This window comes from Paenibacillus polysaccharolyticus, from assembly GCF_900102085.1.
GTDB lineage: Bacteria > Bacillota > Bacilli > Paenibacillales > Paenibacillaceae > Paenibacillus > Paenibacillus polysaccharolyticus.
In genome coordinates this window covers 34195-49935 of record NZ_FMVM01000020.1, presented here as the reverse complement: position 1 = coordinate 49935, position 15741 = coordinate 34195, and the positions used below count along the sequence as shown (strand labels likewise).

The 15741-nt window shown below is 49.8% G+C and carries 12 protein-coding genes and 1 riboswitch; of the genes, 11 read left to right on the top strand and 1 reads right to left on the bottom strand.

Annotated elements, in window-relative coordinates; translation table 11 throughout:
- Positions 1 to 91: 91 nt before the first annotated feature.
- From kdpB to BLQ13_RS23985, 5 genes are all read left to right on the top strand, one after another.
- Complete coding sequence (gene kdpB, locus BLQ13_RS24005; RefSeq protein WP_090924227.1) at positions 92 to 2185, top strand: potassium-transporting ATPase subunit KdpB; 2094 nt, start codon at positions 92 to 94, stop codon at positions 2183 to 2185.
- 106 nt (positions 2186 to 2291) lie between these two features.
- On the top strand, positions 2292 to 2855 hold the full coding sequence (gene kdpC, locus BLQ13_RS24000) for a potassium-transporting ATPase subunit KdpC (RefSeq protein ID WP_090924226.1): 564 nt from the start codon (positions 2292 to 2294) through the stop codon (positions 2853 to 2855).
- Between the two features lie 171 nt (positions 2856 to 3026).
- Complete coding sequence (locus tag BLQ13_RS23995) at positions 3027 to 5360, top strand: histidine kinase (RefSeq protein WP_090924225.1); 2334 nt, start codon at positions 3027 to 3029, stop codon at positions 5358 to 5360.
- Positions 5361 to 5377: 17 nt separating this feature from the next.
- Positions 5378 to 6994: a DUF4118 domain-containing protein gene (locus BLQ13_RS23990; protein ID WP_090924224.1), complete on the top strand. Its 1617-nt coding sequence runs from the start codon at positions 5378 to 5380 to the stop codon at positions 6992 to 6994.
- A complete protein-coding gene (locus BLQ13_RS23985) occupies positions 6995 to 7696 on the top strand; it encodes a response regulator (protein ID WP_090924223.1) in 702 nt (233 codons plus the stop codon).
- A gap of 132 nt (positions 7697 to 7828) precedes the next feature.
- Here BLQ13_RS23985 and melA read toward each other — a convergent pair whose 3' ends face one another.
- A complete protein-coding gene (gene melA, locus BLQ13_RS23980) occupies positions 7829 to 9127 on the bottom strand; it encodes an alpha-glucosidase/alpha-galactosidase (protein ID WP_090924222.1) in 1299 nt (432 codons plus the stop codon).
- Positions 9128 to 9353: 226 nt separating this feature from the next.
- Between melA and BLQ13_RS23975 the strand changes: the two genes are divergently transcribed.
- From BLQ13_RS23975 to BLQ13_RS23950, 6 genes are all read left to right on the top strand, one after another.
- Positions 9354 to 10190 carry an AraC family transcriptional regulator gene (locus BLQ13_RS23975; protein ID WP_090924221.1) on the top strand — a complete coding sequence of 279 codons (837 nt, stop codon included), beginning with the start codon at positions 9354 to 9356 and terminating at the stop codon, positions 10188 to 10190.
- A 99-nt stretch (positions 10191 to 10289) separates the two neighbouring features.
- Positions 10290 to 10484, top strand: a riboswitch (cobalamin riboswitch).
- 183 nt (positions 10485 to 10667) lie between these two features.
- Positions 10668 to 11606, top strand: a complete 939-nt coding sequence (nikB, locus tag BLQ13_RS23970) for a nickel ABC transporter permease (RefSeq protein ID WP_090924220.1) — start codon at positions 10668 to 10670, stop codon at positions 11604 to 11606.
- Positions 11607 to 11612: 6 nt separating this feature from the next.
- Positions 11613 to 12443, top strand: coding sequence for a nickel transporter permease (gene nikC, locus BLQ13_RS23965; protein WP_090924219.1), 831 nt, complete (start codon positions 11613 to 11615; stop codon positions 12441 to 12443).
- Positions 12444 to 12462: 19 nt separating this feature from the next.
- Positions 12463 to 14061 (top strand): ABC transporter substrate-binding protein, encoded by a 1599-nt coding sequence (locus BLQ13_RS23960; protein ID WP_090924218.1) that lies wholly within the window; start codon positions 12463 to 12465, stop codon positions 14059 to 14061.
- A gap of 2 nt (positions 14062 to 14063) precedes the next feature.
- On the top strand, positions 14064 to 14879 hold the full coding sequence (locus BLQ13_RS23955; RefSeq protein ID WP_090924217.1) for an ABC transporter ATP-binding protein: 816 nt from the start codon (positions 14064 to 14066) through the stop codon (positions 14877 to 14879).
- Entirely contained in the window at positions 14876 to 15715 is an 840-nt protein-coding gene (locus BLQ13_RS23950) for an ABC transporter ATP-binding protein (protein WP_167375830.1), read from the top strand. Before BLQ13_RS23955 ends, BLQ13_RS23950 begins: the two co-directional genes overlap by 4 nt.
- Positions 15716 to 15741: the final 26 nt, after the last annotated feature.

Below are 15741 nucleotides of genomic sequence, written 5' to 3'. Positions count from 1 at the left end.
AGCCAGCGGAGCGACAGCGACACAGCCAATAATTATGGAAGCACGGCAAAGGATTGAAGTAAGCACGTATAGTATGGAGGTGGCATTCACAATGAATGCAGTGGAACAAAACAGAGAACAAATTCATCAACGCATCAACCACGTTCAGCATCATCCCGGGTCGAAACGATCTTTAAATAAATCCATGTTGCTCCAGGCCATGCGAGATGCATTCAAAAAACTGAATCCGATGGTCATGATCAAAAATCCAGTCATGTTTATCGTGGAAGTCGGCACATTCATTACGTTGCTATTATGTATTGATCCCAATCTATTTACCGCTTCGGATGCAGGGCGAGGATACAATGTGGCTGTATTTTTTATTCTGCTCTTCACGTTGCTATTTGCCAATTTTGCCGAGGCGCTAGCGGAAGGGCGGGGCAAAGCACAGGCGGATACCCTGCGTAAGACAAAATCGGATACGATGGCCAATCTATTGCAGAAGGATGGAACTGTGAAACAGGTCGCTTCGACCGAGTTGAAAAAAGGGGACCTCGTCCGTGTGGAAGCCGGGCAACTCATTCCAACGGACGGTGAGATTACCCAAGGTTTGGCCTCTATCGATGAATCGGCTATTACAGGGGAGTCCGCCCCGGTGATCAAGGAAGCCGGCGGCGATTTCTCTTCAGTCACCGGAGGTACACGGGTGACCTCTGATTACATCATCATGCGAGTTCAGACCGATCCCGGCGAATCGTTTCTGGATCGAATGATCTCTCTCGTGGAAGGCGCACAGCGTCAGAAAACGCCAAACGAGATTGCCCTGACTACCCTTCTTGCCGTATTAACGCTAATCTTCCTGATCGTCATTGTGACGATGGTCCCTATGGCAAATTATCTCGGCATCCGGCTCGATCTGGCTACCTTAATTGCTCTGCTTGTGTGCCTGATTCCAACTACGATCGGCGGTCTGCTGTCTGCCATCGGGATTGCTGGCATGGATCGGGTGACACAGTTTAACGTGCTAGCGATGTCGGGGAAAGCGGTGGAAGCGGCTGGCGATATCGATACGTTGATTCTGGACAAAACAGGCACGATCACATACGGCAACCGGATGGCTTCTGAATTTATTCCGGTTCAGGGTGTAACTGTACCCGAGATGACACGGGCGGCGCTTCAAGCTTCAGTGCGAGATGAAACACCAGAAGGTCGTTCTGTCGTCGAACTTGCAAGTAAGCAGGGGCAGAGCTGGGAGGAAAGCAACCACACCAATGCCGATCGTATCGAGTTTACTGCGGAAACACGCATGTCTGGTCTGAATCTGAGTGATGGAACCAAAATCCGCAAAGGCGCAGTAGATGCAATCAAGCGGTATGTGACCTCCGAAGGCGGACGTGTACCCGGTGATCTGGACGAAATAGCGACGCGGATTGCAAAGGCCGGGGGGACACCACTGGCGGTAGCGATCCATAACCGAATCTATGGCGTGATTTATTTGAAAGACACCGTGAAACGCGGTCTCAAGGAGAAATTTGCCGAGATGCGTGCCATGGGTATCAAGACAATCATGTGCACCGGCGATAACCCACTGACGGCAGCGACGATCGCACTGGAGGCGGGTGTGGATGATTTTATAGCGGAAGCGAAGCCTGAGGACAAGATTGCGGCGATCAAAAAAGAACAGCAGGAGGGCAAACTTGTCGCCATGACAGGCGACGGCACCAATGATGCTCCTGCTCTGGCGCAGGCCGATGTGGGCCTGGCGATGAATTCTGGAACGATGGCGGCCAAAGAAGCGGCCAACATGATTGACCTGGACTCTGACCCGACCAAGCTGTTGTCGGTAGTCTCTATAGGCAAGCAACTGCTGATTACGCGTGGCGCACTGACCACCTTTTCCATATCCAACGATATCGCTAAGTATTTTGCCATCATCCCAGCGATGTTCATTCTCGCCATGCCACAGCTTCAGGCACTGAACATTATGAATCTCTCTTCACCGCAATCTGCAATTCTGTCCGCACTGATCTTTAATGCGATTATTATTCCGTTGCTCATTCCGATTGCGATGAAAGGTGTGAAATATCGTCCGATGTCTGCCGAAAGGTTGCTGAGCCGCAATGTGTTCCTCTATGGTGTTGGCGGTGTGATTGTACCGTTTATCGGCATCAAGCTGATTGACTTGGTTTTGTCAGGTTTGATGTAAATGTCACTGCAGCTGTGAAGTACAGGCGTGATGTAACTCATGGTGAAGATGACGTGGTTGTCCCCCTTTTAATGAATACATTAAATTCATTCAGGAAGTGATTTGTATGAAGATGTTTATACCCGCATTGCGGTTGTCTGTTGTGCTCATGCTAGTCTGTGGTCTGCTCTATCCGCTCGTCACAACGGGGGTGGCCCAGTTGCTGTTTCCTTCACAGGCAAACGGCAGTCTCATCATTCAAGATGGGAAAATCATCGGTTCATCCCTGTTAGCGCAGGAAGTGAAATCACCGGGATTGTTCCAGCCTCGCGCTTCAAATGCGAAATATGATCCGACCGCATCGGCAGGGTCTAATCGAGCGGTGGCATCTCCAGAATACATTGCAGAGATGAACCAAAAGCTGGCTACACTCCGCCAGGAAAATCCTACTCTGCCGCAACAGATCCCTGCCGATCTGGTTACGGGTTCCGGTTCAGGGCTTGACCCGGACCTGTCTCCTGAAGCGGCTATGGCCCAAATTCCGCGGATTAGTCAAGCGACAGGACTTAGTAAGCAGAAGTTGACTCAGCTTATTGAGGATCATACACAAGGCCGCCAGTTAGGTATATTCGGTGAACCGCGTGTCAATGTGAATGAGCTGAATCTGGCACTGATCGCAGAAGAGAAGTGAGAAAGAGAAATGTGCGGACAGATTTATCATAGAGCTATTTGATGATGTGCGGCTAAAGGTCAATGCCTTCTTCCAATCTGGAAGGGGCTTTCTCCATTTTATTACGGATAGGGAATAGTACTACTACATCATATGTTCGGAAGTAAATTCTGAGGGAATGAGGACAGTGGCATGGAGGACAGCTTCAAACGTAAATCGCCGGAAGAGATGCTGCGCATGATTTCGAAGCTGCAAGAGGGCACGTTTAAAATCTACATTGGCCCGGTCAGCGGTTCAGGTAAAACATATCATATGCTCAGAGACGGCAATCAGTTGCGCGAGCAGGGCGTAGATGTTGTCATATGTGCAGTCTCCACGATGAGAAGGCCGGAAACCGTAGAACAGCTTGGTGAGCTTGAGCGCGTGCCCAGCATTCACTGGATTCGAAGCAGTGACGGAGCGGAGATGAAAGACTTGAATCTGGATGCATTGCTAGTTCGCAATCCGGAGGTTGTCCTGGTCGACGGGTTGGCACATCGAAACCGGGAGGGGGCGAGGCATGCGACCAGACTGGAGGATATCCGTTTTCTATTGCACCGCAATATCAGTGTCATAACTACCGTGAATGTGTATGAACTAGAGGGGTATACCGAACTCGCCAGACAGCTCACGGGAATTAACGTGTCACATACTGTACCGGCAGACACACTGGAACTGGCGGATGAAGTGAAGCTGATCGACGTTACGCCAGAGACCATTTTGAGTCGTCTTGCGGAAGGTCATCTGCAAGGTCACGGAAGTGCGGATGTTTTCCGCCATGGTAATCTCGGAATTTTACGTGAGCTGGCATTGAAAATTGTTGCTGAAGGGGTTAACGAGTCTTTACGTGAACATCGCAAGGAAATGGGTCTTCCGCCCGCAACAGGCATTATGGAACGTATTCTTGTCTCCGCGCAGTACCACTGGAACGGTTCGATCTACATTCAGCGCGGACAGCAGATTGCCCGTCGATTGAATGGGAGCTTGCATGTCGTTGTCTTCCGTCCCATGAAACAGCCACTAACGAGGGAAGCGACGGTTTTTCGCCGCAACATGATGAAACTGGTGGAGAAAATCGGCGGCCACATGCAGGAGCTTCCGGTCATACATCACCGCTACATCCCGGCCACATTGGTACAGTATGCGATCAAACGGCAGATTACCCGGATTGTTATGGGGCATTCGCGGCGTACACGATGGCAGGAATTATGGCAAGGCTCCCTCATTAACTCGCTGCTTCGCAAACTGCAAGGGATAGATTTACTACTTGTTGCGGATCGGTCAGCACGAGAGGGCGAACGGGTAGTGCCGGCAAAAGTAAGTGATACGGAGCAGAAAACCTATCGCAGACTCAGTGAGCAGGAGATGAAGGAACAGATTGGACTGATTCGGCGTGGGACATTTAAAATCTATATTGGAGCTGCTCCGGGGGTGGGCAAAACCTACATGATGCTTCGGGAAGGCAATGATCTGTTGCGCAAAGGCATCCATGTGCAAATTGGATTGCTGGAAACCCATGGACGAGCGGACACGGTGGAACAAATCGGCTCCTTGCCCATCATCCCGCGGGCGCAGAGTATATATCAAGGCGCATGCTTAGAGGAAATGGATACGGAAGCGATATTACAATTGCATCCCGAGGTGGTGCTTGTGGATGAGCTTGCGCATACCAATGTGCCTGGAAATGCTCGGAAAAAGCGTTACGAGGATGTGCTGCGACTGCTGGACGCGGGCATATCCGTCATTACAACCGTGAACGTACAGCATCTTGAAAGCTTAAATGATGCCGTTGAGCATATTACGGGGGTTCGGGTGCGAGAGACGGTACCTGATAAGATCATTCAATTGGCGGACGAGGTGCAGCTAATTGATGTCGCTCCCGAGGCCTTGCGGCAGCGCATGCGAGAGGGTAAAATCTATGCAACTGCCAAGGTAGAGCAGGCGCTTGCGAATTTTTTTAAAATAGGTAATCTAATTGCTCTGCGTGAACTGGCTCTACGCGAACTTGCAGATGATGTGGATGAGCGGCTTGAATCGCAGCGAGCGGCACGTACGTTACGGGGCCCATGGCGTCGTGAGGAGTCGGTTTTTGTGTGTGTCAGTAGCGACCGTCACGCCGAACGGTTAATTCGTAGAGGTTTTCGCATGGCTTATCGGCTGAAGGCATCCTGGCATGTCCATCATGTACACATCGGCACAGGCATGGCAATGACTCCAGAAGTGAAGGAGCACCTGGCAGGATTGGAGCAACTCACTGTGCGGCTAGGAGGGCATTTTCATATCCATCAAAGTGCAAAGTTGCGGGAAGTACCAGGTATTTTGGATGCAAAGGCTACGGAAGCGAAGGCGACACAACTGGTAGTTGGGCAGGCAAAACGGGTATGGTGGCTGAATGGTCATCGTGGCTCGGGATCGGTGGTGAACCAGCTTGTTCGTCTGTCGAGACATCGTGATGTATTGATCGTAGCGGATGATGATTATAAATAAAGCGGGTGGAATTGAATTTGTCTGAACATCAGGAAGAGGGCAAAGATCAGGAAAGCTTACAGGGGATCTCTCGTTGGAAAAGGGTTCCCGCCTATATATGGGTAACACTTACCATCATCCTGTTAACCGTACTGCTTCATATCATCGGGATGAGTGATGACTTGGTCAACGTTGCATTGGTGTACCTGTTTCCTATACTGATTAGTGCTGTATATTGGGGAATGGGGCCAGCAGTATATGCAGCGACCCTTAGTGTTGTCATGTTTGATTTCTTTTTTGTTCCACCTTATCTCAGTTTTACGATAGAGGATTTGCGATATCTGATTTCGTTTGGGGTGTATTTGGCTGTCGCCGTCATGACGGCAAGTCTCGCCGGACGTTTACGGCAACAGCTGGATCGGGTTAAATCTCGTGAAGCCACAACGAATGCCCTGTATGATCTTAGTCGACAGATCACTGCAATTACTAATCTGGATACCTTGTTGGATAACATGACGAGCCAGATATCCCTTATGCTCGGAAGTCCAGCCGCCATATATCTGCCGGATCAGCAGGGTGAACTGAAGCTTTGGACGAAACAGAGACCTGCGTCTGAGATCGGGACAGAGAAGAATGCCTGGGGAAGCCGTTCTTCGGAGCTGGCTATCGCGGATTGGGTCTACAAACAGGGACAGACCGCAGGCAAAGGATCGCCCAAGCTGGGTGAATCGGCGGGGCTGTATGTTCCGCTGCAAACAGAGAACCACATTCACGGTGTACTTGCTGTATACATGACTACTAGTGAGCCGGAGAAGCAACAGGAACAGGGCCAGCTGCTGGAAGCCTGCGGCAGTCTTGCGGCAGGTGCAATCGCCCGGGTGAAGCTGGCTGAGGAAGCGCGCCTTGCTCAAGTTACCGCTGAATCAGAGCGCATCCGAACTGCGCTGCTGGATTCGGTATCCCATGAGCTACGTACGCCGTTAACTGCCATTATCGGTTCAGCCACAGGGCTGATAGAGAATGACAGTCTTTTTACACCCGAGGATCGCCTGGAATTGACTGGTAACATCCGTGACGGCGCGTTGCGTATGAATCGTCTCGTAACCAACTTGCTTGGCATGGTGCGGCTGGAGAGCGGTATGCTACAACTTAATCGCAAATGGTGTGATGTAGGGGATATGATTAGCGTTGTTTTGGCAAAAGTCAGAGAATTCAGTCCTCATCGTGAAGTTACGGTACAACTGCCGGAAGAACCGGTTTTTTTTGACGGAGATGAGGTGCTGCTTGAGCAGGTACTTGTGAATATCGTCAGCAATGCATTCAAATATTCACCCGACGAGAGCATGGTGATCATAAGGGTGAAGAATGAACCGAGACAGCGTTGTGTGACCTTCATCGTAGATGATCAGGGTGTTGGGATTGAGGAACCGGAGCGTACTCGCGTGTTTGATAAGTTCTATCGCTCACCCTCCACGCAGCATATTACGGGAACCGGGCTGGGACTTGCCATCTGCAAAGGTATTGTGGAGGTTCACGGAGGTACAATCCATGCTGAGGGCAATCCGGATGGAGGAACAAGAATACGTATAGAGTTGCCTGTGGGAAGGGATGAAATGCCATTTTCCTATACAGGGCAAGGAGAGGTTGGAGATTAGATGAATGCCGCATTAGGGGCTCGCATTCTGGTGATTGATGATGAACCGCAGATTCGCAAACTGCTAAAAGTGACTCTTCAGGCTCACCAATATGATCATTATGAGTGTGCTGATGGAGAGGAGGGTATTACGCAGGCAAGTGTGGTGCATCCCGATTTGATCATTCTTGATCTAGGTTTGCCAGGCATATCTGGCATGGACGTGCTTCACCGAATAAGGGAATGGTCACAGGTGCCAATTATTGTGCTGACAGCAAAAGATCAGGAGGCTGATAAGATTGCCGCACTGGATGCAGGTGCAGATGATTATGTGACGAAACCGTTTGGCATGGGTGAACTGGTTGCCCGGATTCGAGTGGCGCTGCGACATGTGGCCAAAACAACCGATGAACCGATTTTACGTTTTGGCTCCTTGGTGATTGATTTGGCTTTAAGACAGGTTGAGCTGGACGGAGAACAGGTCAAATTAACGCCAACCGAATATGAGATGCTGAAGGTGCTTGCCTCGAATGCAGGCAAAATTATTACCCAGCGCCAGCTTTTACAGCAAGTATGGGGTGCGCATCATCATGAGTCGGACAGCCATTATTTGCGAGTTTATGTGGGTCATTTGCGTAAAAAGCTAAAGGAAGATCCCACCCGGCCATCCTATATTCAGACGGAACCAGGGATCGGATATCGTTTTCTACTGCCTGCGGAGTAATCTGAAAATAAGTGAAAAAAAGCACCGCCCCTTCGATTTCGAAAGGCACGGTGCTACTTTTGTATATCTTAGTTATGCATCTGGTTATACATTCTGTTTACATATCTTCATTTGTACGTCTAAACGTTTAGATTATGAAAATTTAGGCAGCCAGTCGCCATGAGCTTCAATCAAATCGTCGCACATCGCCACGATGTCGTCCATGGACAGCTCAGCAGCTGTATGCGGATCGAGCATAGCCGCGTGATAGATATGCTCTTTTTTGCCTGTCATAGCCGCTTCGATGGTGAGCAACTGGGTGTTGATATTGGTACGGTTCAGCGCTGCCAGTTGTGGCGGCAGGTCACCAATATATGTTGGGTTGATGCCCGAACCATCGACCAGACAAGGAACCTCTACACAAGCTTCGCGTGGCAAGTTGGTGATGAGTCCGTTGTTGATAACGTTGCCGCCAATTTTGTAAGGACGGTCTGTCTCCATCGCTTCCATAATATGCGAAGCATATTCATGGCTGCGGGTATGGTGAATATTTTCACTCGCAAACAGCTTCTCTCGCATTTCCTTCCATTCTGCAATCTGGTTCACACAGCGACGCGGATACTCATCGAGTGGAATGTTGAAGCGTTCGATCAGTTCCGGATAGTTGCGTTTGATAAAATACGGATGATATTCCGCACTGTGCTCAGAAGACTCGGTAACATAATAACCGAAGCGATGCATCAGTTCATAACGTACCATGTCATCATGTGTCTCCTGCTGTTTCTGTCTGGCAAGACGTTTGATCTCAGGATATAGATCGACACCATCCTTTGTTACTTCCAGGAGCCATGCCATGTGGTTAATCCCGGCGATTTTGGCAACGACACCCGTCTGGTCAATCCCCAGCGTATCGAACAGATGAGGTACGCAAACTTGTACACTGTGACACAGACCGATCGTTTTAATTCCGCCATGCACGTTCATGACATTAGTGAGCACAGCCATTGGGTTCGTATAGTTGAGGAACCAGGCATCCGGGCACACTTCCTGCATATCCTTGGCGAAGTCCAGCATCACCGGAATGGTACGCAAGTTACGGAAGATTCCGCCAATGCCGAGCGTATCGGCAATCGTTTGACGCAGGCCGTATTTCTTCGGAATCTCAAAATCGGTAATCGTACACGGGTCATATCCGCCCACCTGAATGGCATTGATGACATATTTAGCTCCGCGGAGCGCTTCCTTGCGATCATGGTATGTTTTAACGGAACAGCGGCTTCCTAGCGACTGAGCCAAACTTTTTAACAAACGCTCCGAGTCACTTAGACGTTCAGCATCAATATCAAACAAGGCCAGTTCAAAGTCCTGCAAGGCCTCCGTCATCATCACATCACCCAATACATTTTTGACAAAAACGGTGCTGCCTGCACCGAGAAACGTAATTTTGTTCATTTCAACTTCATCCTTCCCGAAAAATGTTGTACCCCAACTATAGGCCGAACAGGCTCATATCACTATGGCTCAAACCCTCTCAAATATGGCATAATCCCATTTTTGTTTTCGTTTTCAGCAAGATTTCCTCTCTTCTACCTGTTATAATTTGTTGTGTGTACTGGTAAGGGAATATGTGAGCTCATATTAAGATATCTTTAACCTCATCGTCGAAAGGAGGGGAAACATGAGTCGGAAAGTTGAAATGAATGTGGTCTCTGCCGGCTGGACGCAGATGGAACTGGTCTTGTTATTTTATGGATGGGAGGCATGTGATCCTGCCCACTATTGGGGGCCGGGGGTGCGTGATTCCTATATCGTGCATTACGTACATGAGGGTTATGGTACGGTATATATGGGAGATCAGGAATATCCTCTGGGCGAGGGCCAAGGATTTCTCATTTTACCCGACACGGTCATTCATTATGAGGCCGATGCTGAGGAGCCTTGGACATATTCATGGTTTGGCTTCAGAGGTGTACAGGCGAAGGCTTTTATGCAACGTGCACAGTTAAGCGAGGAGCACCCGGTGTTTACTGCTCATGATAAGAATATGATGGCAGCGCTGTATGACGAGATGCTTCAGGCCGGAACGAGCTCCGTTGCAGGAGGGGATGTGTTACATCAAAGTCTGTTATACCGACTTATGGCGGCATTAATCGCATCCTCACCGATCAAAGAAGAAGAAAATCCGCTCCTTTCGACGAAAGAGACTTATATTCGGCAGGCTGTGCAGTTTATGGAGAACCGGTATAGCCAGCGTACTTCTATTCTGGATATCGCACATGCGGTAGGACTGGATCGAACGTATTTATCGGGGTTGTTCAAAGAGCGATATGGCAAGTCGCTGCAAGCCTTTTTCTTAGAGTATCGCATGAATCGTGCAGCGGAGTTGCTTCGTAACCCGATGCTGTCTGTGAGTGAAGTAGCCCACTCCGTTGGATACACCGACCCGCTGCTTTTTTCCAAAATGTTCAAACGTGTGACGGGGGTATCACCCAAGGGCTCGCGAGTGCGAGATTAGCCGCATTCATGATTTTAAATTTTGAAAGAAAAGTTTTGAACATTATTCCGTATGCCGCTATACTGATACAGAAGTGTAACAGATACCAACTTTTAGTGAATTGAATATGTGGAACTTGGTGCTCTACCCGCTGGGGTAGAAGCTTAAAAGGGAAGTCCGGTGTGATGCCGGCGCGGTCCCGCCACTGTAACAGAGGAGTCAGGCAGCATATCCACTGGTCTTACGAAGACCGGGAAGGAGCTGCTATGGCAATGATACTGGAGCCAGGAGACCTGCCAGGTTGGACAAACACAGCAGTACCCTACGGGAGATAGGAAGGTGTTTAAAGAGCATGATTTTTTCTGAAAATCTGTTTATTTAAGGCGTCCTTATCCCGTGAAACGGAAAAGGGCGCTTTTTTGGCTTGAATTGGCTTGTATTGAATGGAATGAGAATGAAGGCGTACACGCGCATTAAACCGGGAAGGGCGTTTTATTATTGGGCAGATATATCGTTAAACGGTTATTACAACTGGTCGCCGTTCTGTTTGGAATCACCTTCCTGACATTTCTATTAACGTATCTGTCTCCTGGAGATCCCGCCAGACTGATGCTGATGTCTACCGGAGTCACACCTTCGGATGAACTGGTCAGACAGGTGAGGTCAGAGCTTGGGCTGGACAAGCCATTTCTGGTTCGGTATGGCACATGGCTGGGACAAGTAGTCACTGGAGACTTTGGCACGTCGTATAAATATGACCGTCCGGTGCTGGATGTGTTAATGGCCCGCCTTCCAGCAACGCTCAAGTTAACCGGGAGCGCAATGCTTCTGGTGATTTTGATTTCCTTTCCGCTCGGAGTTCTTTCGGCTGTACGCCGGAATCAAGGGCTGGATTATGTGATTCGCCTGTTTTCGTTTGCCGGTCTATCCATGCCGAGCTTTTGGCTGGGGATGTTGCTGATGCTGGTATTTGGTGTGCAGCTGAAGCTGCTGCCGGTCATGGGTAGTTCCGGCTGGAACAGCCTGATCCTGCCTGCTGCGACACTCGCGATTCCATTGATTGCCCAATACAGCCGGCAGATTCGTGCAGTTATGCTGGAGGAGACAAGCCAGAATTACGTAGTGGGTGCAAGAGCAAGAGGTGTGAAGGAATCAATGATTATTTGGCGACATATTTTGCCCAATTCACTGTTGCCAATTGTGACCTTGCTAGGCATGACAACAGGAGCACTACTTGGCGGAGCAGCAATTGTGGAGAGTTTATTCGTATGGCCGGGAGTAGGACAGATGGCGGTGGATGCCATTTTCACCCGCGATTACCCCCTGATACAGGGTTATGTAATCTGGATGGCAGTCATCTATGTCACCCTGAATCTGATCGTGGATCTCTGGACACATCTTCGCGATCCGCGCATTCAACTGGATGTGGATGTGTAGATAGTGATGAAGATTCGAGCATATCTGACACAACGTCGTCTATTTATTTTCTTGCTATCCCTGACCACAGGCTGGATCGTTCTGGCTCTGATTGCGCCGCTTCTGGCGCCTCATGATCCACTTGCTACGAATTTTGCGAAAGTGTTGCAGCCATCCAGCCCCGAATATCCACTCGGTACGGATCAGCTTGGGCGATGTGTCCTGTCTCGACTTTTATATGGAGCACGCACCTCTCTGTTGCTTACATTTATGATGATCGGTATTGTTTTCAGCTTAGGCGTAGCGGTTGGTGTCGTCGCAGGTTTTCTGCGAGGGCTGGTGGATACGCTGCTGATGCGGCTGTGCGATACGTTGATGGCATTTCCGGGTTTGATTTTTGCTATTGCCGTAGTAGGCATGTTAGGGCCGGGGTTATTTAACACGGTGGTCGCACTGTCAGTTGTCTGGTGGGCAAAGTATGCACGGATGGCCCGAAGCCTGGTCATTTCTCTTCAGCAAAAGGAGTTCGTCACTGCCGCCGCGTTCAGCGGTGCGCGTAAAATCCAGATCATTAGCAGAACGATTCTGCCGAATATGTTGCCACCCTTGATCGTCATGGCGATGATGGACGTGGGCGGCATGATGTTGTCGATTTCGGGTTTGTCCTTTCTCGGACTTGGTGCACAGCCGCCTGATCCCGAGTGGGGAGCGATGTTGAATGAAGGCAGAAGATATCTGCAGACAGCGCCTTGGCTGTTAATCTATCCGGGGCTCGCGATATTTGGCACGGTTATCATTTTTAATTTGCTGGGGGACAGTCTGCGAGATGTGCTTGATCCCAAGAAAAATACAGTGTAACTGAGGGGAATGGGGAAGTATGGGTAAGTTTCAAAAAACATGGCTACTGGCTATCATATCAATGATGACTATTCTGTTGCTCGCGGCCTGTGGTAACGACAAAAATTCAACACCTTCATCATCCGATGCTACGGGGAAAAAGGCAGGAGTGAATGCGAGTGGTGCGGGTGGTGAGGACAAGAAATCACATCTGAATGTGGCCTTGTTCTGGCTGGGGAGTAGCCTTGATCCTGCGGAGGAATGGAACGGCTGGACGCTGACGCGCGCGGCTATTGGGGAGACGTTGATTCAGTTTGATGAGCAGATGAAGATCGTCCCTAAACTTGCCGATAAGTGGGATCGGATCGATGATACAACCTGGCATTTTCATATTCGGGCCGGGGTAACGTTCCATAATGGCAATCCCGTGACTGCGGATGCGGTAAAAAAATCAATCGAACGCTCCATCTCGCTGAATGAGAGAGGTCAATCCACACTGCCAATTGCGTCAATGACTGCCAAGGGGCAGGATCTGACGATCAAAACAACACAGCCAGATGCCTCACTGCTAGGCAATATTGCAGAGCCGCTGTTTATTATCGTGGATACGAGTGCAGACACATCAAAATTCAAGAGTGAGCCCATCGCTACCGGGCCGTTCATGGTTACAGGATATACGCCCGACCAGGAGATTCAGGTGAAAAAGTACGATAAATACTGGGGTGGCGCGGCTGATCTGGATACGATGACACTGAAATACATCAAGGATGATAATACACGGGCGCTGGCACTGCAATCAGGGGAAATTGATGTAGCGAGTAATGTGGGACGCAGCCAGATGCCTCTTTTTCAGGATAAAACACAATATACGATTGATGAAATTCCGAGCCTCCGTACGCAGTTTGTGTGGTTTAACACGACCCATTCACTGCTAAGCGATGTAAAGGTTCGCCGTGCCATATCTTACGGAATTGACCGCGAAATGTACGCGAATACGCTGGTGGGTGGACAAGCAGCCAAAGGTCCGTTTACCTCTGCATTGCCTTTTGGGTACGACAAAATTACCGGATATGATTACGAACCCGCGAAGGCAACACAATTGCTGGATGAGGCTGGATATCAGGATGCTGATGGAGATGGCATTCGTGAAAAGGAAGGGAAGAAGCTATCGTTACAACTCATCCTTAACTCAGCTTATGAATCCGATTCCGTTGTGGCTGCTGCGATGCAATCCCAGCTTAAAGAAATTGGGGTTGGGCTGGAGCTCACCTCATATGAGGATCTCACCGACCATCAGAAGAGCGGGAATTATGATCTGGCTCTGACAAGTATTAACACAGGCATCACGGGCGATCCGCAGTATATTCTCGACTTTTATTTCAAAACAGGTGCGGAGTGGAATGTTGGCGGATACAGCAATCCGAAGCTGGACGAGCTGATTGAACGTCTTCACTCGGAGTTTGATGTGGAGAAACGGTATGCCCTTGCGGCAGAAGCGCAGCAGATCATCCTGGATGATGCCGCGTATATGTTTTTGACATACACGCCGATTAATATCGTCAGCAAAAGTAATGTCAAGGGTGCAACGATGTACCCGATCGACTTCTATCTGCTAGACCGCAACATTAAGGTCGAGTAGTCATGACGTCCTTGCGTGGGGGAACGACATCTTTGCTTGTTGAGATGAAGAATCTGTCTGTAAGTTACAAGGAAGGAGTGCCTTCCTTACGGGATGTATCCTTTTCGATGAAGCCAGGAGAAATCATTGGCATTGTGGGGGAAAGCGGCAGCGGGAAGTCGACCCTGATCCGGGCTGTGCTGGGCCTACTGCCTGTAGGCGGACGATACACCGGAGGAGAGATTGTCTTTCGGGAGAGGGTGTTGCTGCGTGACTCGCAACAAGATTGGCAAGGGATGCGTGGCAAGCGAATCGCGATGGTATTTCAGGATAGCGGTTCGTATCTGAATCCGATTCGTCGTATTGGAAGTCAGTATGTGGAGACCATTCGTGCCCACTTGCCCATGTCTCGCAAAGAGGCTTGGAGATTGGCCGTTCACACACTGGCCCGTATGGGACTGGATGATCCTGAGCGAGTCATGCATGTCTATGCTTCCCAGCTTAGCGGGGGGATGAAGCAACGAACCGCGATTGCGATGGCGGCTACGTTGGAGCCGGAACTGTTGCTGGCGGATGAGCCGACGAGTGCGCTGGATGTTACGACTCAAAACGAAGTGATGAGCCAACTGAGCAGGCTCTGTGCGGACAAGGGAACGGGCATGATGCTCGTGACGCACAATATGGCGGTTGCGGCCCATATGGCTGACCGGATCGGTGTGATGGTAGACGGCAGGTTGGTGGAACTGGGAGATACACTGCGTGTCATATCGAATCCCACTCATGAGTATACTCGCAAGCTGCTTCAAGCTGTACCTGAGCTGGAGGGGGAATGCACATGACGAATGACAGATCACCCATTCTAAAACTGAGTAACGTATGTAAAACGTATGAGTTGAAAGGGCAGCAGGCTGTTCAGGCTTTACAAAGCGTAGATCTTGCGTTATATCCCGGGGAGTGTCTGGGCATTGTTGGGCAGAGTGGAAGCGGCAAAAGCTCTCTTGCCAAATGTGTAACTCAGTTGGAACAGGTGACTTCAGGAGAGATTTGGTACCATGGGCAGGAGATTACCCGTTTGAAAGGTGAAAGGTTGCGCCAGATGCGCAAGCAGATTCAGATGGTTTTTCAGGAGCCTGCGGCGATTTTCAACCCACGCATGAAGGTGGGCATGTTTATCGGTGAGCCTCTGTTGAATTATAAAATGATGAAACGGCAGGCGGCTGCTCAGGAAACACGTAGATTGCTGGAGCGCGTTGGATTGTCTGCTATGGATGCGGATAAGTATCCACATGAATTAAGCGGCGGGCAACAACAGCGAGCTGTCATTGCTCGTTCGATTGGTTTACGGCCCGAGATCATTTTGTTTGACGAAGCTACCTCTGCTTTGGATGTTTCCATTCAGCAACAGGTTTTGGATCTGCTTATGGAACTACGTAGGGAGACGGGAGTTTCCTCCATATTCATATCACATGATCTTGCTGTGGTGCAGCAAGTGAGTGACCGTATTGCAGTCATGCATCAAGGGAGAGTAGTGGAGGTTGTGGACAGTGCCAAGCTGACCAGTTCGGCGAATCATCCGTATACCCGAAGTCTGATGTCCTCCGCTCTGTCGCTGAGAGAGCTGAAGGGTGAAATGCAGAAGCGGGAGCGTATAGAGGTTTTGGCCGGGAGTAGATAAATTAGAAAGACAAGCATGGTTATTCA

Coding starts and splice junctions, on each gene's coding strand:
- BLQ13_RS23955 (WP_090924217.1), top strand. CDS start 14,064: ATGACGTCCTTGCGTGGGGGAACGACATCTTTGCTTGTTGAGATGAAG.
- kdpB (WP_090924227.1), top strand. CDS start 92: ATGAATGCAGTGGAACAAAACAGAGAACAAATTCATCAACGCATCAAC.
- melA (WP_090924222.1), bottom strand. CDS start 9,127: ATGAACAAAATTACGTTTCTCGGTGCAGGCAGCACCGTTTTTGTCAAA.
- BLQ13_RS23960 (WP_090924218.1), top strand. CDS start 12,463: ATGGGTAAGTTTCAAAAAACATGGCTACTGGCTATCATATCAATGATG.
- BLQ13_RS23985 (WP_090924223.1), top strand. CDS start 6,995: ATGAATGCCGCATTAGGGGCTCGCATTCTGGTGATTGATGATGAACCG.
- nikC (WP_090924219.1), top strand. CDS start 11,613: ATGAAGATTCGAGCATATCTGACACAACGTCGTCTATTTATTTTCTTG.
- kdpC (WP_090924226.1), top strand. CDS start 2,292: ATGAAGATGTTTATACCCGCATTGCGGTTGTCTGTTGTGCTCATGCTA.
- BLQ13_RS23995 (WP_090924225.1), top strand. CDS start 3,027: ATGGAGGACAGCTTCAAACGTAAATCGCCGGAAGAGATGCTGCGCATG.
- BLQ13_RS23975 (WP_090924221.1), top strand. CDS start 9,354: ATGAGTCGGAAAGTTGAAATGAATGTGGTCTCTGCCGGCTGGACGCAG.
- BLQ13_RS23950 (WP_167375830.1), top strand. CDS start 14,876: ATGACGAATGACAGATCACCCATTCTAAAACTGAGTAACGTATGTAAA.